This window comes from Neobacillus niacini (assembly GCF_031456445.1).
GTDB classification, from domain to species: Bacteria; Bacillota; Bacilli; order Bacillales; family Cytobacillaceae; genus Neobacillus; species Neobacillus niacini_I.
Genome location: NZ_JAVDUQ010000033.1, coordinates 12,020 through 31,576 on the forward strand (window position 1 = coordinate 12,020; position 19,557 = coordinate 31,576).

The following is a 19,557-nucleotide window of genomic DNA, read 5'->3' on the forward strand; positions in this document are numbered from 1 at the left end:
AAATATTTCTAACCTCAAGACAGTTTGTCATAATGCCCTCCTCCGTTTTAGACAAAGGCCGGCAAGGGAAAAAAGAATCAATAAATAGGCAAGCATATAAACAATCAAAATCATCCAACCGGCTCTGGATTGAAATAAATATACAATCGAATCATACGACTGGCCGAAAATAGAGCCACTATCCCATTGAACAATTAAAAATATCCGTAAAAACTCCGCTGGATTTAGGATCAGGGCTATTTTCATCAATCGGTCAATCATGGGAAATGGAACCAGTCCCAAAATGGAAATTAAAGCGGTTGGCCAAATCATAATCAAGAAAAACCAGACTGCAACTGAAATCATTAATGCCTTCCACCTTGTTTTTACCAAAGTCCCAACAAATATGCCAAGAATTAAAAAGAAATAGATAAGAAAAAGAGAAAACAGGTAAATGGCAAGCACCCATTGTACGGATAACTGGATTTTCGCTAATAGGCCAATCGCCATACTTAATCCAAAGCTGAGCGAAAAAACCAATGCTTGGGCTGTAAATACCCCCAAAAATTTCCCGGATAAATAAGACGGGATACTTACCGGATACGTGCATAGAAGGTTCCACTGTCCACTCTCCATTTCATTTGTAATCGAAAAGGATCCGAAAATCAGCATAAAAAGTGGCAATAAATACAAAATGATGTTTACAATCGTACCCGTTATATTTGTAAACCCGGAAATAGCATCATTACTTCGCGCCAGTAAGAATAGAAGGGAAAAAACGATCACCCAGAGTATTAAAGAAGAATAATAAGAACCTTGCCTTGTCATTGTCTTCCATTCATAAAACCAAAGATTTTTCATCGTTTGCTTCCTTTCTCTGATCTTCCAAGGACCGCATCATTGGTGGCGTTTGGATCCCTCCATCTGCATTTTATCTTTTCCACCATCCATTTTCATTTTCTTCATTTTCCTCATTTTCTTCACCATTTCCTCATTTCTTTCCCATGAATGTTGTTGAAGTTTTTCATAACTTAACAGATGGCCCCCATGAGCTGAAACAAATTTTTGCGCAGCTTTTTTATCTGAAAAAGAGATTACATTGTATGCCATTGGGGTTTTGATCGCTTTATCATATACAAAGGTAGCCTTTTCCATATCAATCCATTCCTTAGAATAATAGTCTTTTACGTATGAATTAGAAATTTTTTTATCCTTATTTTCTTTCATCCATTTATACATACAGCCAATATCATCAAATACCATCGATTTTCCATTTTCAAGAATTAATTCAACGGGGAATTGATTATTTTTGACTGCCATATGGCAGATTTCACATTTATCCGTTTTTTCTTTAACGGCAACCGGTTGATAATCTTTTTTTCCACATCCTGAGATGGCGATTAAGCTAATCATGATGATAAAAAAACGTTTTAATTTTTGCTGTTTCATACTTTTTTCCTCCCGCAATGGATTATCAATAAACTGCCAAAAATCATGAAAAGACTGATGAGCCAGGTAGCTGCCATATGTGGCTCCTTCCGAATATTCTTTTCCTTAAGATTCATTAATGGTTTTTCATCCGTTACAAGCAAATCCTCCGGACTTTTAAGCATTTTTTTCAGCAAAACAAGTCCCGGATGCTGAAAGAATAGCTGATAGGAAGGGGTTTCCTTTACTAGATTCAGAAAGTATGGGTCTGCTTTATATGGGAGATTGCTCTTTCCATCCCCATCTGTATCAAGGTTTATAGCCGCATCCCAATAATTAAATTGAATCCGATTGCCATGACCTCCATTTGCTTGAAATTCATTTACATTACGAATAAATGAATTTCCCTCGATAACATTTTTCTTAATATTATTAATTTGGGCTCCGATAAAATTGGTGGAAAATACATTGTTTTTTATTTCATTGCTGTTTGATTCCTCCATAAACATTCCAACCCGATTGCCTGATATACGATTATCCTTTATCGTTGAGTGATAAACATGATATAGAAGCAGTCCTTGTGCGTTCACATTTTGATTATTGTCCATCAACTGATTTCCTTCTATAACCGATTGGCTGGTTCCCATCATCATTGCACCAGTAAAATTCCGCTTCAATTTATTTCTTTTAATAGTAATATGGTTGGAAAACATGACATGTAATCCATACCGCGAATCATAAATAACATTTTTTTCAAACTTATTATAGTGGCTATTTTCCATATAAAATCCATCTTGGACATGATCCATTTGGATCTTTGTAAAGGTGTTATAATATGATTCCCAAAGATTGCAACCGTTTTCCTTTCCTGCCCCTGATATTTTGATATTTCGAAAGCTTGTATTTTTCACATTCTCCAAGGTTAATCCTGCTTTCCCATAATGAATCGTTAAATCTTCAAGGTGATGATGCGTTCCTGTAACATATATGGCAGCAGGACTTAATTGTTTTTTACACCCCACTATCTTGATTCTTTTGAGTGTCACTTTCTTTCCTGTTATCGAAATTGCCGGTTTTCGAGAACAAACTCGAAAGACAGCCCCTTTCTCCCCTTCGATAACGATCGGTTTTTTTAAAACAATCGCTTCATTATAGATCCCTTCCTTAAGCCTTAAGGTTCCGCCTTCCGGAATTCGATTGATTTGTGACTGAAGGGATCTTTCTGCTGCAGCCTCCTCCCCCCTAAATAAACAAATAATCCCCATAACTAAAATGATTTTCATTAAAAATTTCATTCAGACTGATTTCCTTCCTAAGAAAACATTTTTTTAAAGTAGTCCAAGGGATTGCGCTATCCAAACAATAAAAATGTAATGGATTTCACAGATATTTCCTATGACTCATATGGGCTATTTTTTAGTCACTAATGACATTTTTCTAACAATTGTAAAGTAAATTTGTTACTATAGGAATATATTACCTTTTGGGAGGGTGGGGGAAATTTTGAATTATTATATTTGCGAAACATGCGGGGTTCAGTATGAAAATTCGATAGAAAAACCGGAAGAATGCAAGATTTGTAACGAAGAAAGGCAGTATGTAAATCCAAACGGGCAGTCTTGGACAACATTGGAGAAAATGATAAAGGATGGTTATCATAGCCACATTCATTTAGAAGAAAAAGGGTTATTTAGTATGAAAACGACTCCGGAATTTGGAATTGGCCAAACTGCGTACATTGTCCAAAGTGATAGCTTCAATTTGTTATGGGATTGTATCACTTATCTTGATGAAAAAACAATTAAACGGATAAAGGAATTGGGTGGACTCCAAGCAATAGCCCTATCTCATCCGCATTATTATTCTGCACAAGTTGAATGGGCAGAGGCCTTCAATGTGCCAATATATATCCATGAAGATGACAAAGAATGGGTGATGAGACCGAGCGATAAGATTATTTTTTGGTCAGGTGAATCTCTTGAATTGCATAAGGGGATGATTATACACCGTTTAGGAGGACATTTTAAAGGCGGGTGTGTTTTAGAATGGAAAGAAGGAAATGAACAAAAAGGAATTTTGCTTTCAGGCGATATCATTCAGGTTGTAGCCGACACAAAGTGGGTTAGTTTTATGTATAGTTATCCAAATCTTATTCCGTTGCCTGCAGCTAAAGTACGGGAGATTGCTACTATCGTAAAAGACTTTAAATTTGATCGATTGTATAATGCTTTTCATCGCATCGTCAAAGAAGATGCAAAAATGGCGGTGCATAGATCGGCTGAAAGGTATATTGATGCATTAAATGGCAGATTATTTAATACTTAGCCCCTCCTTCTGATTAAGTTATCTTTATTTTTAACGAAAGCTTTATCAGATTGGCCAGGACATAATTGGGTGTCCCATATCAACGGTTGTCAGCCCTCAACCTGTAATAGAGCGGCTTATTTCCTGCTTAAAAAGCGGCTAAATCGAGTGTTGATCGAGTGGTTAGGCCCTTTTGGGACACCCATTTCTTGTATGATTGAAATCCTGGCAGTAAGCAACGTCTTCCAACACTCTTGATTGAAGGCCTCATTTGGAAATAGGCAACGTGATATCTACGATGGTACCTTTGTTGATTTCACTTGTAATGTGGATACTGCCTTGATGATCTTTAATAATTTTGTTGCTAACAAGTAAACCTAGTCCTGTTCCCTTCTCTCTTGTTGTATAAAAAGGTTCTCCGAGCCTCGGAAGTAGCTCCTTTGAAATACCGCAGCCGTTATCAGAAAAACGAATAAGCACTTGATGATCATTTAATCGGTTTGTTTGAATCCTGATTTCGCCATTTGCCTCGATGGCATCGAGGGAATTCTTCATTATGTTGATAAATACTTGTTTTATCTGATTTTCCTCACCGTTAATCCTAACAGACATGTCCGCTAATTTTTTTACGATTTTAATATTTTTTAAATTGGCTTCCGATTCTAGCAACTTTATAACATCATCAATGATACTGTGCAAAATAATCGGTTTCACATGAAGATTTTGAGGCCTTGCCAAGACAAGCAGCTCGCTTACGATAAAGTTGATTCGATCCAGCTCAGCCAACATAATATTAGTAAAAACAGAATTCTCTGAAATCATCGGTTGTAAATACTGAATAAAGCCCTTTAATGATGTAAGAGGATTTCTTATTTCGTGCGCAATACTTGCAGCTAATTCTCCGATGACCGACAGCTTTTCCGCTTTAAGGAGAAGTTCCTCGTTTTGTTTCCTCTCTGTAATATCACGGGTAACGTTGAAAAAGTAATGATTTTCGCCATCCGTGTAGAAAGGCATCCCCTTTGATTCCAGATAAATCCACTTTCCATTTTCAAGTTTATAACGATATTCACAATTAATAGGGGTTTTCGATTGAAGCATGGATGAAAACCGTTCACAGACAAGTGAAGCATCGTCAGGATGAATATTTTCAAAACAAATTCTCTCGGTGCCTAACTTTTTCACATGTGAAGGAGAACTGTACGTTACATTTCCATCTTTATCAATTACAGAAATGAAGTCTGCTGTATTTTCAGCTATGAACCTGTAATATTCCTCGCTCTTTCTCAAAGCTTCTTCTGATTGCTTTCGTTCTGTAATGTTGCGTGAAACAAACAGGTAGCTCTCGATCTTGGAGTTCTCCGATAAGATCGGTACACAGCGGGACTCCATATATACCCACGCCCCATTTTTATGTTTGATTCTGAACTCAATTTGAACATTTTTTTTATAAACAGCAATTAATTGTGGAAGGTCCATCATTGTTTTTACGTCATCGGGATGGATTAAATCAAATATATCCTTCTGAAGGTATTCATTCTGTGTGTATCCCAAGTGAAGCTCTACGGAAGGAGATACAAATATTTTTTTCATGTTTAAATCATAGTTGCTAATAATATCGTTCGTATTTTCCACTAGTATCCTGTATTTAGCTTCACTTTTTAACAATGCCTCTTCAGCCGTTTTACGTTCTGTAATGTCTCTGGCGATAAAAGCAGTCCCAACGATCTCTCCCTTTGCATCATGTATAGGGGAAACAGTTAGACATACATGAACCATTGTACCGTCTTTTCGTTTACGAAAGGTCTCATATCCCGAAATGTTCTTCTTATAGAATTTAATCTGCCGGCATATTTTTTTCGTTTCGTTTATTAAATTTTCAGGGACCAAGCAGTAAGGTTCATTTATAAGTTCTTGGAATGTCCAGCCATAAATTTCTTCAAAGGCACTATTTACAAAAAGGATATTTCCCTGCATGTCTCTAAGAGAAATAGCGTCAGTCGTGGTTTCAACCAGGGACTGAAGCAGTCCATTCATATAGAAATGTTCTTTACTTAGTGTTGATTGAAAAGTACCTTTATCCATCGGGTTATACCTGCCTTAACTAAAAATTATACTTAGTATAATATTCCATCTTTCTTAAAAAACTCCTTCATGAGTTTTTTTACTACTAGTAAGAATTGAAAGGATGACTGTTTTTTTGTTTCACAAAAAAGCGAAAGTCCTTCCTATGGAGCTGGACAATTCTCGAAGTCAAAATTTATATTTTTATATAAGAAAAGGTGCCCCAAAGCCATACACTCGGGACACCTTCATAATTTTGGGATTTTTGTAACGAAGCATCAAACTAATTTTCAGCATACAAACTTCTATGAATACAGAAATAAAAAATTACTTGCCCACCCGCAACGCTTCTATAGGTTTCTTCCTTACAAAATGCTTTTCTATAAAAGTAAGGACTTCATCGTTTCCTGGAAAGGCAACATGTTCAATCGCCTCATTAAAATTCAACCATTTATATTCACTATGTTCATAGTTTAATATTACATCCTGTTCTTCATCAACATACCCTACAAATACTGGTGCAATATAAATATAGTTCTCAATTGGTGAGTAAAATTGGTCAAATTTATTAGAAGTGTATAATGAGATCTCTTTTTAAGTCAATTAATCAACTAATTTAATAAAGTCTTTTTGTATAGCCTTCTTCAAGTCTTTTTTGAATAGTTTCTACACTACTGTTAGATGGCTTAGCATGTTCAAATAGTATTTTTGAAGCGGAAGGTAATACTTTTTTATCTGCCCAAGTATTAGGTTCCCATAAACCTGAACGTTTAAATGCTTTTGCACAATGAATAAAACATTCTTCTACTTCTATACCGATACCTAAAAGTGGCATTTTGTCTCCTACAGCCATTTTCATTAGCAATTCTTCATCTTTTACTATTGTTGCAGTGCCATTAACTCTAAGAGTTTCACCAAGTCCAGGGATAAAAAAGAGAAGCCCAATCCTTGGATTTAACAAGATATTTCTTAATGAATCAATTCTTTTATTACCTGGCCTTTCTGGTATAATTAGCTGTTTTTCATTTAATACAAGTACAAAACCTGGTTTGTCCCCTCTCGGAGAAGCATCACAATATCCAAAGTCGTCAGATGTAGACATCACTAAGAATGGTGATTGTGAAATAAAATCAATACAATTGTGATCTAAGTATGTAATCACTTTATTTTTTACTAATTCACTTGGAAAACCAACTATTGAACGTAGTTCTTCTACTGATTCTATAGAATTCACAAATATATTACTCTTTAACAAAATGTTACTCCCCTTGTCGTCTTTCTTTGCTATCTGAATGCACTTCATATTCAATAAGCAGTGTTTTCAACTTTCGATCCATTATCTTCAAAGTTAGATTATCTTTTGTACTACCACTTAATTCAAAGTAATTAAACAGTTGGAAGACTTTATGAAAAAACCAACACTTGATGAAGAAATCCTTCACAAATTAATTCAACGTATTGAAATCAAAGAAGATGGAAGTCCGAGAATCTTTTACCGATTCTCGGACCCGTCTGCTTATTATTTAATTAATTTTATCAACGCACAGCACTCCACATGCGTTACCACATAAGGCTTATACAATTACGCAAAAGAATTTCAATTGAATATTAATTTTGTCCTGTATCTCTTATTTTAATTATCAAATCAATTAATTCTATTGTTTCTTTTTCTCCACCTTTTAAAAGGTAATATCCTGGTCTGGAGTTATCGATACTTTTCATATAAATATGATTTTGGGGATTATTACTTTTATTATTCTGAATGAATATTTCTATAGTTTTATCTGCGTATTGATAAGAAAGCGTGAAATAATCCTTTAAAGGTAATTTACTTAATTCATGCGTTGGAAGAAGAGTTACCAAAAGAGCGTCAGCCTTAGATTTGATCCCATTTATTTCTGTTTGAGTAAGGTCTAACTTTTTTTTATTAATAGATACATATAGGGGAGATTCACGTACTGAATTTCTCAGACTATCTTCTACAGCAAATGATAATTTGTGATCAATCGGCTTTTTATTTTCCTCATTTGAATTTTGGCTAGAACAAGATGAAAGTAACACTAGCAACAATGTCAGTAGGAACATGCTACCTAACTTAAATTTCATGATTTAGAACCTCCCTCCCCCAATAATATCTTTGTTATTGGCTCTTTTCTAAAAGATTGTTGCTATTGGAAAAACTATGTTAAACTCCTATGTTGATAAATGGTTTCAATGTGGCATTTTGTTAAATACGATTGAAAATCTTGGGAATTCTGGTATACTCATTAAAGTTAAAAATTAACTTATAAAAGAAAAGGAGAATTAAATTTTAATGAGTCATTTATTTTATAATCATATATTTTCTGGTTTGTTGATATTAATTTTGGGTATATTTATTATGCTCATTTCGATTTATTACACCTACGCAGAATATAAAAAACAAAAAAATGAAACATTGATTAGTTTGATTTTAGATAATTTATTCGGGTTTTTATTGGGTGCAGGACCTACTGGCATAACATTTGGAATTTACTTTTCTTTAATTGTTATTATTTTTGGTGGTTGGGTATTAATTTATGGTCAAAATCATATCTGAATGATATGTTACGTATCTACGAAAAATAGTGATTTAAAATGGTAGCAGAGGAAAAATTGGACAAAGTATCAAAACAAAACGATAGATTTTCCAACTCGGCTCTTATAGTTGAGTTTTTTATGCACTGGCTCTGATTGCATCTACGGTTGTGAAATTCACAAGATTACAAGAGCTTAATAACAAATCTTTCATTCTATCCTGTGATGGCAATTTCTTATTTAGCTCAAGAAAACGATGCCAGAAAAGGTAATTATCAAGGTATTTAGTAGCCACTCCTTGAAAACGGTCAATCCAATCTTTGAGACGTTTATGGTAGCCATTAACGTGCTGGATGTGGTAAATTCCCTTCCTTACATAAACCTTTTTACTTACATTGATAGGTTCGTGCTGAAGACCTTTCTTTTGGGCGAATTTCTTATAGTTAGTGGCAGTATCTGTGCATAACAAAGCAGAGGTGTAAATATAACTTCCTAACACCTTATCCAACTCGATGGCAGTGATTCGTCCTTTGCCTGCCATTTGGGATATGATTTGTCCATTTCTATCGTGTGCCACAACGACACAAATTTGTTCTTTGGAAATGCCTCGCTTTTTGGCTACTCCACCACTTTTCCTTGGTTTTCTATGGGTAATGTTCTTCTTGCCTTTTTCACTTTCCAAGAAGAAAGTTTCATCGCTTTCAATGATACCTTTTAAGGTTTGATGACCAAGGGAACGAATTGCAAACAAAATCTTGTGCCGCCAATAAAAAGCAGTAGAAATGTGTATTTTTAGGGCTTCTGCTATTTTAGGCAAGGTTAACCCTTCGACCATTAATTCATAATATTTTAGCTACTTATGAGGATATTTAGTTCCAGCCAATGGGCTACCAGTCCTCACTAGCGACACTCTGTTATCTTATAGTTGTAATAAAGCTTTTAACAATAAATCCTCTTCTTCGATTGAAACCGTTCTTAGGTCAATAAGATATTCATCTTTTTGAATTCTGGCTACTATTGCAGGCTGAGTGTCCGCTCGTAATTTTTTGGCTAATTGTTCAGCCGTAAAAAGGCGGTGTTTTAAAGCAATAATGACTGTCGGAATTTCCACTTCAGGCATGGTCCCTCCGCCAACCTGACTTGTCCCGCTTACCGTTCTAGCCTGATAATCGCTTGACAACCCTAATAATTTACCGATGAAATGGGCAGAACGACTTTCTAGCACATCAACCGATTGACACAAGTCCCTAATGGCTGGGATGCTTTTTACGCCTTGTTCTCCGCGCACATAATCGATCAACGTACCTTCGAGAGCAGCTAAAGTCATTTTGTCGACTCGAACTACCCTTGCCAATTGATGTTTTTTTAAACAATCAATGAGTTTCTTTTTCCCTGCTATAATCCCGGCTTGCGGCCCGCCGAGCAGTTTATCTCCGCTAAACGTAACAATATCAGCACCTGCATCGATGATGTCTCTTACAACAGGTTCTTCTCCAATTCCAACTTTTTGAAGATCGTATAAGGCACCGCTTCCAAGATCTTCATAAAAAATCACATTTTCAAACCTTTGTGTAAATTGAATAAGCTCATGAGTATTGATTGATTCTGTAAATCCAATCATTTTAAAATTGCTGGTGTGGACCTTCATTACGATTGCTGTTTCCTGACTCATCGCCTGTTCATAATCATATAGATGGGTCTTATTGGTTGTTCCCACTTCAACAAGCCTTGCCCCGCTTTCTTCCATGATGGAAGAAATACGAAAGGAACCGCCGATCTCGACAAGCTGTCCCCTTGACACAATCACTTCTTTACCCGAAGCAAGCGCCCTTAACACAAGATAAACCGCGGCAGCATTATTGTTAACTACCATTGCAGCTTCAGCACCTGTCAATTCTTTAATTAATGATTCGACATGGCTATGCCTGGATCCTCGTTCCCCCTCAAGGAGCTTATACTCCAAATTAGAGTAATTTTGAGCGATTTCCAAAACATGTAAAACTGCTTTATCACTCAGCCGTGCTCTTCCAAGATTTGTATGCAGGATTGTACCGGTGGCATTGATGACTCTTTTCAACGTATAATCCAATTGCTTTGCGGTACTTGACTTTACTAGCTGAAAAATTTCATAAATAAACTCATCAGACCCTGGAATAGCACCGTGCCAACTTCCATTTAAAATAGAAGCTCTTGCTAGATTCAATGCATCTTTTATTTGTTGTGTCAACTTTGTAAAATCAACGTCCATTTCTTCCATAAGGATTGGAAACTGTTCATGACCTTGTAGTTCATGAACAGCTGGGATATGGTGCAGCCAGTCTCTCACGTTTTTCAAAACCCCTTCGCTTTTCTTTTTTACCCCCAAAAACAGCATCACCAATTTTCAGATATGATTAATTTATGAACCTGCTTGGTGGGGATAAAAATAAATACAAGTATATTTGATGACTTTAAAGTATGAACATCCCTATAATTCCACTTAATACACCTAACATGACAACTGCCCCCGCTACGAAAAATAGTACTTTTTTAGGAAAGGACCCCCAAACAAGTAACATGGACGGAAGGCTGATGGATGGAAGTACAATCAATAGCGCTGCTGCCGGACCGCCTCCAAGACCAAATGACATGAGTGTTTGGATAATGGGAATTTCAGCAGCGGTGGGAATGACGAATAGCATCCCTGTAATAGCAAAAATAATCACTGTCATTAAGCTGTTGGCTGCTGCTTCGCTTATATGCGGGAATAACCACACACGAACAGCCCCCATCAGAAGGACTGAAAGAATATAGGATGGTACGATATATAAAATCATACTTTTCATTGTCTTCAACCATCTTATAGAAAAAGATTGAGAACCTTCTTTTTCGGCTTTTTTAATGAAATGATTGATATCTGCAGTCTCCACAGTTGGTGCAAAGCGATTGGCCAAATAACTTATTCCAAATGTTAAGATAACACCAAAAACAAGTCGAAGCATTGTGAATTTCCAAGATAAAACGAATGTCATGAAAATTAATGTGGCTGGATTAAGCGCTGGGTTCCCCAGCCAAAATGCCAGGGCTGAACCAACGGAAGCATTTTTTTTACGTAAACCCACAGCAATTGGAGCCGAACAGCAGGTGCACATCATACCTGGAAGTGCTGCAATTCCGGCAGCAGCGGTACTGCGAAAATTAGTTTTACCAAGTACTTTTAGAAGCCAATTTGCTGGCAGCAATACCTGGAGTAAAGAACCAAGTAAAATACCAAGTACAGCTGCTTTCCATACAGAATTAAAGTAAGCTAATGAATACGACCAAGCATTGTCCCATGATGCAGATGGAAGATTTGGTTTATCACCCAGGATTGATGTTCCGATGGAATGGCTTGTTGCAGCCAAAATGGACTTTTGATAATAGGGAAGCCACTTTACATATGCTAAGCCGGCAATGGCAATTAACAAAAATATCATGGTATACACTATTGTCATCTTCGAAGCTTGCTTAGGAGTTATAACAGAACTATTTATTTGAGCCATTTTTAAAAACCTCCATAAAAAATAAATAATAAGTTTGCTCACAATTTCACAAATGCCTATTTTTGAATTAAATTAAAAGAAAAATTACTGAATGGTCACGACTATTATCAACTTGGTTGTTATTATAGATAATTTATTTTCGTTTGGAGATAATCTCCGGATAGTTCGAAAAATGTTCAAACCTTATTGAATATTTCATGAAGGATGATTCAAATATATTTTTGAAGATTGCTAAAGCTTTATCTCCTTTACCACGTAAATATTCCTGATCGCAGGATACTTCACAAACCTCGTTCTTTATTGCCATAAAAAAATCCCTTTTGTACAGACAGTTTTGGATGATTCCAAACTATTTGCACAAAAGGGATAGACTGCTCTTCCTTCAAGTTTCTATAGTACAACCGTACAAAATGGTACAATCTGTGATTTTTATAAGTGGCGGGAATGTGTGGGAATCGAACCCACCTAAGAAGCTATTAACTCCTCATGCTAGTTTTGAAGACTAGAGGGAACACCAGAACCCATCCACTCCCAAGAGAATAGTAGCACATGAAATGGGGCCGGTCAATTTAATTATTATACTTGTAAACTATTTTTTATGCACCTTCTATTGTCGTAAATATACCATAGCTGCTTCGAATACGATGGTTGAGGCTTGTTTATCCATCCTTTTCATATCGTTTAGCTGTTCAAATTTGTTCAAAAGGTGTTCAATATCTTGGTTTTTTTGTTCAATAGTTGTTCAATAGTTTTTGAATAAATTATGAATACGACATCAATTGTAAAAACATCTATATTTTTTTTAAATAAGTGATGCTATGATGAAGCCAGAAATGAAGGAGGTGAGAAAATGACAAAAATTCATATTCTACTAAAACAACACGTTGGCGCTCCTTGTCAGCCAATTGTCAATATAGGTGAAACAGTTTTAAAAGGACAACTAATTGCAATTCCGCAAGGCTTGGGTGCAAATATTCATGCCAGTGTCTCAGGAATAGTAAAAGAGATTACAGAAAGTGAAATTACCATTGATATGGCCCAAAATCAGCCAAGTGAGTTTGTGCCAATTCCAGAAACAAGCAGTTACTTGGAAGCCATTAAAGAAGCAGGAATTGTTGGTGCTGGCGGGGCTGGTTTCCCCATGTATGTGAAATACTGCACAAACGTTGAAAATGGTTACATAATTGCGAATGCTGCAGAATGCGAACCATTGCTTGGTCATAACGTTAAGTTAATGGAAGATCAGCCGGAGATTATTGTCCGCGGCTTAAAATATTTAATGGAAATAACAAAAGCTAAAAAAGCTTATATTGCCATAAAAACAAAATATCATAAAGCAGTGGCAGCTTTAGGTAAAGCATGTAAAAATGAGGCAGATATTGAGCTAAAATTCCTGCCCGACATGTATCCATCCGGTGATGAACGTGTCATTATCAGAGAATTGCTGGGTATTACACTTGAACCAGGGCAATTGCCGATTACTGCGAATGTAATCGTCTCGAATGTTGAATCGATTAAACATGCCGTTGAAGCGATTGAATTACGTAAACCATTTATTGAAAAAGATTTAACCGTGTCTGGTCGTGTTCAATCCGGAAATAATATCTTTTTAAATCAACCAATTGGTATGCCAGCAAAATACTATATCGATCAATGCGGCGGATACATCCATCCACACGGGGAAATCGTGATTGGCGGACCATTTACCGGCAGACATGGAGATGAAAATACACCCATTACAAAAACAACAGGTGGAATTCTTGTTGCGATGCCTTTTCCACAGGAGAGCCGTAAAGTGGGTATTCTTATTTGCGAATGCGGCGGAAGTGAAGAAAGGTTAAACGAAATCGCCGCAGGAATGGGTGCAGAGGTTGTTATAGCAGAGAGATGCAAACGGTTGGTAGAAGTAAATGGAAGGTATAGATGTGGCTTGCCGGGAATTTGCCCTGGACAAGCTGAAAAGGTCCTCAAAATGAAAAAAGCAGGGGCAGAAGTTGTACTCACTGGAACGTGCCAGGATTGAACAAACACCGTCATGGGTGTAGCTCCTAGGTTAGGAGTTCCGGTTTATCATAGTACAGATCACGTATTACGTGCGGCAGGTCATAAGCTATACAGGAGATTAGCCACCGATAAATGATTGCATTCGTTTCTTACTGTTAACAAGAAGGAAAAAAATCACTAGGAGGTTTACAAATGTCAATTACTGTAGAAACAGCGAAGGACCATGCCAAAGACCCTGCCGTATTATGCTGCAGAGCAGAAGCGGGAACAATCATTCAACCTGATAATCTTGAAGATCCGGCACTTTTTGCAGATTTAGAGGATTCCGGGCTGCTTACCATGCCAGCAAATTATCTTACAATCGAACAAGTTATCGGTACAAAACTGATAAAAACATTGGACGCACTTATCCCATTAACGCCTGATGTATTAGATGGTGTTAAAGCAGAAAGAAAAGATGAAGCTGTTGAAGAAAAAACAGAAAAAGAAGTTCAGCCTGCTGCAGTTTTTTCAAATGAAACAGCAGGAACATTGCAAACAATTAAACTTACAATTGCAGAAGGAAAAGGAATTAGTCTTGAAATTCCTTTATCAGTAGAAAGATATAATACTGTTGCCCCGGCCGAAAAAGGAAAACAAGCAGTAGAATCTGCAGTAAGTCAGGTGGACGTACCTGAAGATGACGCCGTAGAAGTAAAGAAAATCCGCAGTCTTACAAGAAAGTATTTTCAAATTGATAAGGTAGTATTTGATAATGAAACAAAAATAGACGGCACAACACTTTATCTTCGTAACGCTGAAGAGATTTGTATGGATGCTGTGAAATTGGAAGAAATTGTAGAAGATATGAATTTGAAAATTATTACACCTGACATGTATGATGCATACAGTGAAACCATAATGGATGTCCAACCCATTGCCACAAAAGAAGAAGGCGAAATTGGCCATGGCATTACACGTGTGATGAATGGTGCGGTTGTCGTTCTTACTGGTACAGATGCAAACGGAGTGCAAATTGGTGAATTTGGGTCATCCGAAGGTGAACTTGAAAAAAATATTATGTGGGGACGTCCTGGTGCTCCTGATAAAGGTGAAATTTTTATCAAAGTGCAAGTAACGATTAAAGCTGGTACGAACATGGAGCGCAGTGGTCCTCTGGCAGCCCATAAAGCAGCAGACTTTATTACAGAAGAAATTCGCAAAGCGCTTAAAGAAGCGGATGATTCACTGGTCGTACACACTGAAGAATTTGTGCAGAATCGCCGTCTTGGCAATAAGAAAGTGCTTATTGTTAAAGAAATTATGGGTCAAGGAGCCATGCATGACAACTTAATCATGCCGGTTGAACCGGTCGGAACACTTGGTGCAAAACCAAATGTAGATTTAGGTAACCTGCCTGTAGTTTTAGCGCCTACTGAAGTGCTTGACGGAGGAATTCACGCACTTACATGTATCGGTCCAGCATCCAAAGAATGTTCGCGCCATTATTTCAGAGAACCATTAGTAAAAGCAGCCATGGAAGATGAAGAAATTGATTTAGTTGGGGTTGTTTTTGTTGGTTCACCACAAGCCAACTCGGAAAAATTTTATGTTTCCAAACGGCTGGGCATGATGGTTGAGGCAATGGATATTGATGGAGCAATCGTAACCACAGAAGGTTTTGGTAATAACCATATTGATTTTGCGTCACATATTGAAGAAATTGGCAGCCGCGGTGTCGAAGTAGTTGGTATGACCTACTCTGCCGTCCAAGGGGCTCTCGTTGTCGGAAATAAATATATGAACAACATGATTGATAACAATAAATCCAAGCAAGGCATTGAAAATGAAATCCTCGCAAACAATACACTTTGTGAAGAGGATGCCATTAGAGCACTTGCCATGTTAAAAACAGTCCTTGGCGGAGAGAAAATAAAACCAGCAGAAAGAAAATGGAATCCAAATGTAAAACAAAATAATATTGAGGCCATTGAAGAAGCTACTGGTAAAAAAATCAAACTAGTTGACAATGAACAAGTACTGCCTAAGAGCAAAAAACGTATGGAAATATATGAACAAGAACCTGAATTATCTACATCATACTAAAGGTGACTTATGGATAGATTAGAACGATTAATGTATATTTCGACTGAGAGAATGTATGAAGGAATTATCGTTGAAGTAACAGATGCAAGTGTGACCATCGATATAAAAGGCCGGCTGGGTCAATTAAAAATTCCACGAAGAATGCTCATTTCTGAACATAAAGTTCAAATAGGTCAAGAAGTCGGCTTTATGATGAGTTACCCGGAAGTTCTTGAGGAAGCACCAAATGAAAAATATGTCTATGCCATTCAAGAATCCCAGTGCCGGAGAAAAGAAATTCAAGAACGGATAAAACAAACGAATAATGAAAGGAGATAGAAAAATGGGACTTACTGTAGTAAAAGGCCTGCAATCCGAAATTTTCGTTCCAGTCACACCAAAACCAGTATTCACTCCAGTAACGAAAGAATTAAAAGAAATGCGTGTTGCTTTATGTACAGCAGCTGGTGTTCATTTAAAATCAGATAAACGTTTTAATTTAGCGGGTGATACAACTTATAGAGCAATTCCAGGAGATACTCCAAGCGATGAATTAATGGTCTCACACGGAGGCTATGATAACGCTGATGTGAATCGTGATATAAATTGCATGTTCCCTATTGATCGCTTAAGGGAGTTACAGGAAGAAGGATTTATTAAGGAAGTCGCTCCATTTCATTATGGATTTATGGGCGGCGGCGGAAATCAAGAAGTATTCACCGAAAAAACCGGGCCTGAAATTGCACAAAAATTATTGGAAGAGAAAGTTGATGCTGTTGTTTTAACAGCTGGCTGAGGTACGTGTCACAGAACTGCCGTGATCGTGCAGAGAGCTATTGAAAAAGCTGGTATCCCAACAATTCTTATTGCAGCATTACCTCCAGTCGTGCGACAAAATGGTACCCCCCGAGCTGTAGCACCATTAATTCCTATGGGAGCTAATGCCGGAGAACCCCATAACATTGAAATGCAGATGGGTATATTAAAAGATACACTAGAGCAACTTATTCTTATTCCAAGCGCTGGAAAAATTGTACCATTGCCTTACGAATATATCGCCCATATTTAATGTTTGAATAGATATATGTTTATACGCCATAAAAATCGGCAACTATTACTCACAAATAAACTAAGTTTATTTGTGAGTAATAGAATGAAAAAACATATAGGGTGATAGAATTGCAAGGAGAACTTAGAAGATTAACCATTAAATGTTTCCATGTAAGGAATGTAGTAATTGGTACAAAAGTTGCTTTGAATAATGGAGCCTTAACACTTCCCAGTTTGGATAATGATTTATTGAATAAGTTTGATAAAGTATCCAAGCTTGCAGTATCCATTATTGAGCCCAAAAAACATGACATAGAAATAAATACGATTATGGATATTATGCCTATATCTGCCAAAGTACTAGGGATTCTGGGTGACGGCATTACACATACATTAACAGGCGTATATGTAATGCTGACAGGTGGAGATGAAGATGGCAGGCAAATGCATGAATTTGGCTCATCAGAAGGAATATTGAAAGATAAGTTGATGCTTGGAAAAGCTGGGACGCCAAATGAAGATGACTATATTATCCACATTGATGTCCTGTTAAAAAGTGGCTTATCTTTTACTAGAAGTCTTGCATTTTTAATGTTTCAAATTTGCGATTCCATTATCCAACCCATTCGAGACGTTCTAAAAATAAAAAATGGCAAAGATGTAGACGAAAAATATGTATATTACGATGAAGTGAAAAAAGGTAAAACGAAAATTGCAATCGTAAAGCAAGTTGCTGGACAAGGTGCGATGTATGATAACCTATTATTCCCAAACGAGCCGAGCGGGATCGAAGGCGGTATTTCAATTATGGATATAGGGAACATGCCTGTCGTTCTTACTCCAAATGAATATCGAGATGGCGCACTTCGATCACTTACCTAAAAATTTTTCGAAAAGTATGTGAAATTTTTAACATTCTTTAAAGGTTGGTGAAGACGAATGGGGATAGGACCTTCTACTAAAGAAACAACTTTGCATCATTTTCGAGATCCATTACTGGATGTTGTAAGTTCCGATCAAGATGTGGACTTGGCAGGCATTATTATTGTCGGTACGCCACAAGACAACCAAAGAAAACATCTGGTTGGAAAACGAACTGCGGCCTGGCTGGAAGCGATGCGCATAGAAGGCGTTATTATTTCAGCAGATGGCTGGGGAAATAGTGATGTGGATTTTGCAAATACGATGCAAGAAATAGTAACCGTCAAATGAGTGTTGTTGGGTTAAAATTTATCGGCACACAGGCAAAATTTGTGGTTACAAATGAATTCACAGATTTTGTTGTTGATTTTAATAAATCGGTAGAAGGCATTGAAACTCAAATTGTTGGTGAAAACAATGCAGATGAAATGGATGCGCGAAAAGCACTTGCGTTGTTGAAGTTAAAAATCAGGCGAGACAAACAAATGCAAGAGAAAAGGCCCAGATAATAAGCTTTCAAAATATGGAGGTAAAACAATGACAAATTCAGTATTGATTTCTGATATTGAGTCAATAACAGCCAATGAGGAACAAGCAATTTTACCAGGTGCCCCTGCGATTACAAGAATGATTTCGGCTATTGATTCTCATACAGCAGGTGAAGCAGCAAGAATTATTACAGGAGGAATTCCGAACATACCTGGAAAAACAATGGCTGAAAAAAGGCAATATTTGATTGATCATCATGATCATTTACGCACTGCATTAATGCATGAACCACGCGGACATAATGAAATGTTTGGTGCATTTTTAACAGCCCCAACAGATCCAAACGCTGATTTTGGCATTATTTTCATGGATGGCGGCGGCTATCTAAATATGTGTGGACACAATACAATTGCAGCCGTTACAGTAGCGATTGAAACAGGAATGGTTGAGACAGGAGATGGAAGAACTGCTCAAGTAGTCCTTGATACCCCTGCAGGACTGGTTCGTGCAAATGCTTCCATAAAAGATGGCAGAAAAGTTGAAGAAGTTTCCTTTAAAAATGTTCCTTCATTTTTATATAAGAAAGACCAAAAACTGTATATACCGGAAATAGGTGAAGTAACCTTTGATATTTCATTTGGCGGCAGCTTCTTTGTCATTATTTCTGCAAAAGAGCTCGGATTAAAAGTAGAGCCTAAAAATGCTTCACTACTAACCTCCCTTGGAATGAAAGTTCTGCAAGCAGTCAATGCAAATATTGAAATACAACATCCAACGTTAAAGCATATCAATAAGGCAGACTTAATTGAAATTTTTGATGATCCAATACATCCAGATGCCACCTATAAAAATGTTGTTATTTTTGGACAAGGACAAGTGGACCGTTCCCCATGCGGTACAGGTACAAGTGCTAAACTTGCAACCCTCTATGCACGAGGAGAATTAGGAATAAATGAGCCATTCGTTTATGAAAGCATCCTTGGCACATTATTTAAAGGCCGGATAGTGGAAGAAACAACAATAGGCGAGTTTACTGCCGTAGTTCCAGAAATAACTGGGTCAGCCTACATTACAGGATATAATACCTTTTTGATTGATCCTGAAGATCCGCTTAAATATGGATTTATTTTGAAATAAGAAATGCAGAGTATTCTTATTCATGACACGCAGTACTTGA

The 19,557-nt window shown here is 37.0% G+C and carries 19 protein-coding genes, 1 tRNA gene and 1 pseudogene; 11 read left to right on the forward strand and 10 right to left on the reverse strand.

Features of this window, described 5'->3' with window-relative positions; translation table 11 throughout:
* Positions 1-27 precede the first annotated feature (27 nt).
* From J2Y67_RS21605 to J2Y67_RS21615, 3 genes are read right to left on the reverse strand one after another with little or no spacing between them, the layout of a single operon-like run.
* Positions 28-840: an ABC transporter permease gene (locus J2Y67_RS21605; RefSeq protein WP_310177395.1), complete on the reverse strand. Its 813-nt coding sequence runs from the start codon at positions 838-840 to the stop codon at positions 28-30.
* A 36-nt stretch (positions 841-876) separates the two neighbouring features.
* Positions 877-1,428, reverse strand: coding sequence for a nitrous oxide reductase accessory protein NosL (locus tag J2Y67_RS21610; protein WP_310177397.1), 552 nt, complete (start codon positions 1,426-1,428; stop codon positions 877-879).
* Complete coding sequence (locus J2Y67_RS21615) at positions 1,425-2,702, reverse strand: right-handed parallel beta-helix repeat-containing protein (RefSeq protein ID WP_310177399.1); 1,278 nt, start codon at positions 2,700-2,702, stop codon at positions 1,425-1,427. The genes J2Y67_RS21610 and J2Y67_RS21615 overlap by 4 nt, the downstream gene beginning before the upstream one ends.
* Before the next feature lie 208 nt (positions 2,703-2,910).
* Between J2Y67_RS21615 and J2Y67_RS21620 the strand changes: the two genes are divergently transcribed.
* The gene (locus tag J2Y67_RS21620; protein WP_396954118.1) at positions 2,911-3,732 is read left to right on the forward strand and encodes a hypothetical protein; all 822 of its coding nucleotides are present in this window, start codon (positions 2,911-2,913) and stop codon (positions 3,730-3,732) included.
* Positions 3,733-3,978: 246 nt separating this feature from the next.
* Here J2Y67_RS21620 and J2Y67_RS21625 read toward each other — a convergent pair whose 3' ends face one another.
* Together J2Y67_RS21625 and J2Y67_RS21630 are read right to left on the reverse strand one after the other, a co-directional pair.
* Positions 3,979-5,796, reverse strand: a complete 1,818-nt coding sequence (locus J2Y67_RS21625; protein WP_310177401.1) for a PAS domain S-box protein — start codon at positions 5,794-5,796, stop codon at positions 3,979-3,981.
* Between the two features lie 595 nt (positions 5,797-6,391).
* Entirely contained in the window at positions 6,392-7,030 is a 639-nt protein-coding gene (locus J2Y67_RS21630; RefSeq protein WP_396954119.1) for a pyridoxamine 5'-phosphate oxidase family protein, read from the reverse strand.
* Positions 7,031-7,181: 151 nt separating this feature from the next.
* On the opposite strand from J2Y67_RS21630, the gene J2Y67_RS21635 reads away from it, so the two are divergent.
* Positions 7,182-7,346 carry a hypothetical protein gene (locus J2Y67_RS21635; protein ID WP_310177402.1) on the forward strand — a complete coding sequence of 55 codons (165 nt, stop codon included), beginning with the start codon at positions 7,182-7,184 and terminating at the stop codon, positions 7,344-7,346.
* Positions 7,347-7,383: 37 nt separating this feature from the next.
* On the opposite strand, the gene J2Y67_RS21640 is transcribed toward J2Y67_RS21635, so the two are convergent.
* Positions 7,384-7,881 (reverse strand): hypothetical protein, encoded by a 498-nt coding sequence (locus tag J2Y67_RS21640; protein WP_310177403.1) that lies wholly within the window; start codon positions 7,879-7,881, stop codon positions 7,384-7,386.
* A gap of 208 nt (positions 7,882-8,089) precedes the next feature.
* Between J2Y67_RS21640 and J2Y67_RS21645 the strand changes: the two genes are divergently transcribed.
* On the forward strand, positions 8,090-8,353 hold the full coding sequence (locus J2Y67_RS21645) for a hypothetical protein (RefSeq protein WP_310177404.1): 264 nt from the start codon (positions 8,090-8,092) through the stop codon (positions 8,351-8,353).
* A gap of 117 nt (positions 8,354-8,470) precedes the next feature.
* On the opposite strand, the pseudogene J2Y67_RS21650 reads toward J2Y67_RS21645, so the two are convergent.
* The 4 genes and pseudogenes from J2Y67_RS21650 to J2Y67_RS21665 form a co-directional block, all read right to left on the reverse strand.
* Positions 8,471-9,226: pseudogene (locus J2Y67_RS21650) on the reverse strand (IS1595 family transposase); the annotation flags it as partial.
* Positions 9,227-9,250: 24 nt separating this feature from the next.
* Positions 9,251-10,657 carry an L-seryl-tRNA(Sec) selenium transferase gene (gene selA, locus J2Y67_RS21655; protein WP_310177406.1) on the reverse strand — a complete coding sequence of 469 codons (1,407 nt, stop codon included), beginning with the start codon at positions 10,655-10,657 and terminating at the stop codon, positions 9,251-9,253.
* A gap of 124 nt (positions 10,658-10,781) precedes the next feature.
* Complete coding sequence (locus J2Y67_RS21660; protein ID WP_310177408.1) at positions 10,782-11,852, reverse strand: permease; 1,071 nt, start codon at positions 11,850-11,852, stop codon at positions 10,782-10,784.
* 436 nt (positions 11,853-12,288) lie between these two features.
* Positions 12,289-12,385, reverse strand: a tRNA-Sec gene (locus tag J2Y67_RS21665).
* A gap of 317 nt (positions 12,386-12,702) precedes the next feature.
* On the opposite strand from J2Y67_RS21665, the gene prdC reads away from it, so the two are divergent.
* From prdC to J2Y67_RS21705, 8 genes are all read left to right on the forward strand, one after another.
* Positions 12,703-13,992, forward strand: coding sequence for a proline reductase-associated electron transfer protein PrdC (prdC, locus tag J2Y67_RS21670; protein ID WP_310177409.1), 1,290 nt, complete (start codon positions 12,703-12,705; stop codon positions 13,990-13,992).
* A gap of 56 nt (positions 13,993-14,048) precedes the next feature.
* Positions 14,049-15,941, forward strand: coding sequence for a D-proline reductase (dithiol) proprotein PrdA (prdA, locus tag J2Y67_RS21675; protein WP_310177410.1), 1,893 nt, complete (start codon positions 14,049-14,051; stop codon positions 15,939-15,941).
* 9 nt (positions 15,942-15,950) lie between these two features.
* A complete protein-coding gene (locus tag J2Y67_RS21680; RefSeq protein ID WP_310177411.1) occupies positions 15,951-16,259 on the forward strand; it encodes a CBO2463/CBO2479 domain-containing protein in 309 nt (102 codons plus the stop codon).
* 4 nt (positions 16,260-16,263) lie between these two features.
* The gene (gene prdB / locus J2Y67_RS21685) at positions 16,264-16,989 is read left to right on the forward strand and encodes a D-proline reductase (dithiol) protein PrdB (RefSeq protein ID WP_310177413.1); all 726 of its coding nucleotides are present in this window, start codon (positions 16,264-16,266) and stop codon (positions 16,987-16,989) included.
* Between the two features lie 110 nt (positions 16,990-17,099).
* On the forward strand, positions 17,100-17,852 hold the full coding sequence (gene prdD / locus J2Y67_RS21690) for a proline reductase cluster protein PrdD (protein WP_310177414.1): 753 nt from the start codon (positions 17,100-17,102) through the stop codon (positions 17,850-17,852).
* Between the two features lie 57 nt (positions 17,853-17,909).
* Positions 17,910-18,182 carry a glycine/sarcosine/betaine reductase component B subunit gene (locus J2Y67_RS21695; protein WP_310177416.1) on the forward strand — a complete coding sequence of 91 codons (273 nt, stop codon included), beginning with the start codon at positions 17,910-17,912 and terminating at the stop codon, positions 18,180-18,182.
* Complete coding sequence (locus tag J2Y67_RS21700; RefSeq protein WP_310177418.1) at positions 18,179-18,400, forward strand: hypothetical protein; 222 nt, start codon at positions 18,179-18,181, stop codon at positions 18,398-18,400. Before J2Y67_RS21695 ends, J2Y67_RS21700 begins: the two co-directional genes overlap by 4 nt.
* 28 nt (positions 18,401-18,428) lie before the next feature.
* Positions 18,429-19,517, forward strand: a complete 1,089-nt coding sequence (locus J2Y67_RS21705) for a proline racemase family protein (protein ID WP_310177420.1) — start codon at positions 18,429-18,431, stop codon at positions 19,515-19,517.
* The last annotated feature ends 40 nt before the right edge of the window (positions 19,518-19,557 follow it).

Bases quoted from the DNA above. Each gene is read 5' to 3' on its own strand.
- J2Y67_RS21605 (WP_310177395.1), bottom strand. From the start codon at position 840: ATGAAAAATCTTTGGTTTTATGAATGGAAGACAATGACAAGGCAAGGT.
- J2Y67_RS21610 (WP_310177397.1), bottom strand. From the start codon at position 1,428: ATGAAACAGCAAAAATTAAAACGTTTTTTTATCATCATGATTAGCTTA.
- J2Y67_RS21615 (WP_310177399.1), bottom strand. From the start codon at position 2,702: ATGAAATTTTTAATGAAAATCATTTTAGTTATGGGGATTATTTGTTTA.
- J2Y67_RS21625 (WP_310177401.1), bottom strand. From the start codon at position 5,796: ATGGATAAAGGTACTTTTCAATCAACACTAAGTAAAGAACATTTCTAT.
- J2Y67_RS21635 (WP_310177402.1), top strand. From the start codon at position 7,182: ATGAAAAAACCAACACTTGATGAAGAAATCCTTCACAAATTAATTCAA.
- J2Y67_RS21640 (WP_310177403.1), bottom strand. From the start codon at position 7,881: ATGAAATTTAAGTTAGGTAGCATGTTCCTACTGACATTGTTGCTAGTG.
- J2Y67_RS21645 (WP_310177404.1), top strand. From the start codon at position 8,090: ATGAGTCATTTATTTTATAATCATATATTTTCTGGTTTGTTGATATTA.
- J2Y67_RS21660 (WP_310177408.1), bottom strand. From the start codon at position 11,852: ATGGCTCAAATAAATAGTTCTGTTATAACTCCTAAGCAAGCTTCGAAG.
- prdA (WP_310177410.1), top strand. From the start codon at position 14,049: ATGTCAATTACTGTAGAAACAGCGAAGGACCATGCCAAAGACCCTGCC.
- J2Y67_RS21680 (WP_310177411.1), top strand. From the start codon at position 15,951: ATGGATAGATTAGAACGATTAATGTATATTTCGACTGAGAGAATGTAT.
- J2Y67_RS21695 (WP_310177416.1), top strand. From the start codon at position 17,910: ATGGGGATAGGACCTTCTACTAAAGAAACAACTTTGCATCATTTTCGA.
- J2Y67_RS21700 (WP_310177418.1), top strand. From the start codon at position 18,179: ATGAGTGTTGTTGGGTTAAAATTTATCGGCACACAGGCAAAATTTGTG.
- J2Y67_RS21705 (WP_310177420.1), top strand. From the start codon at position 18,429: ATGACAAATTCAGTATTGATTTCTGATATTGAGTCAATAACAGCCAAT.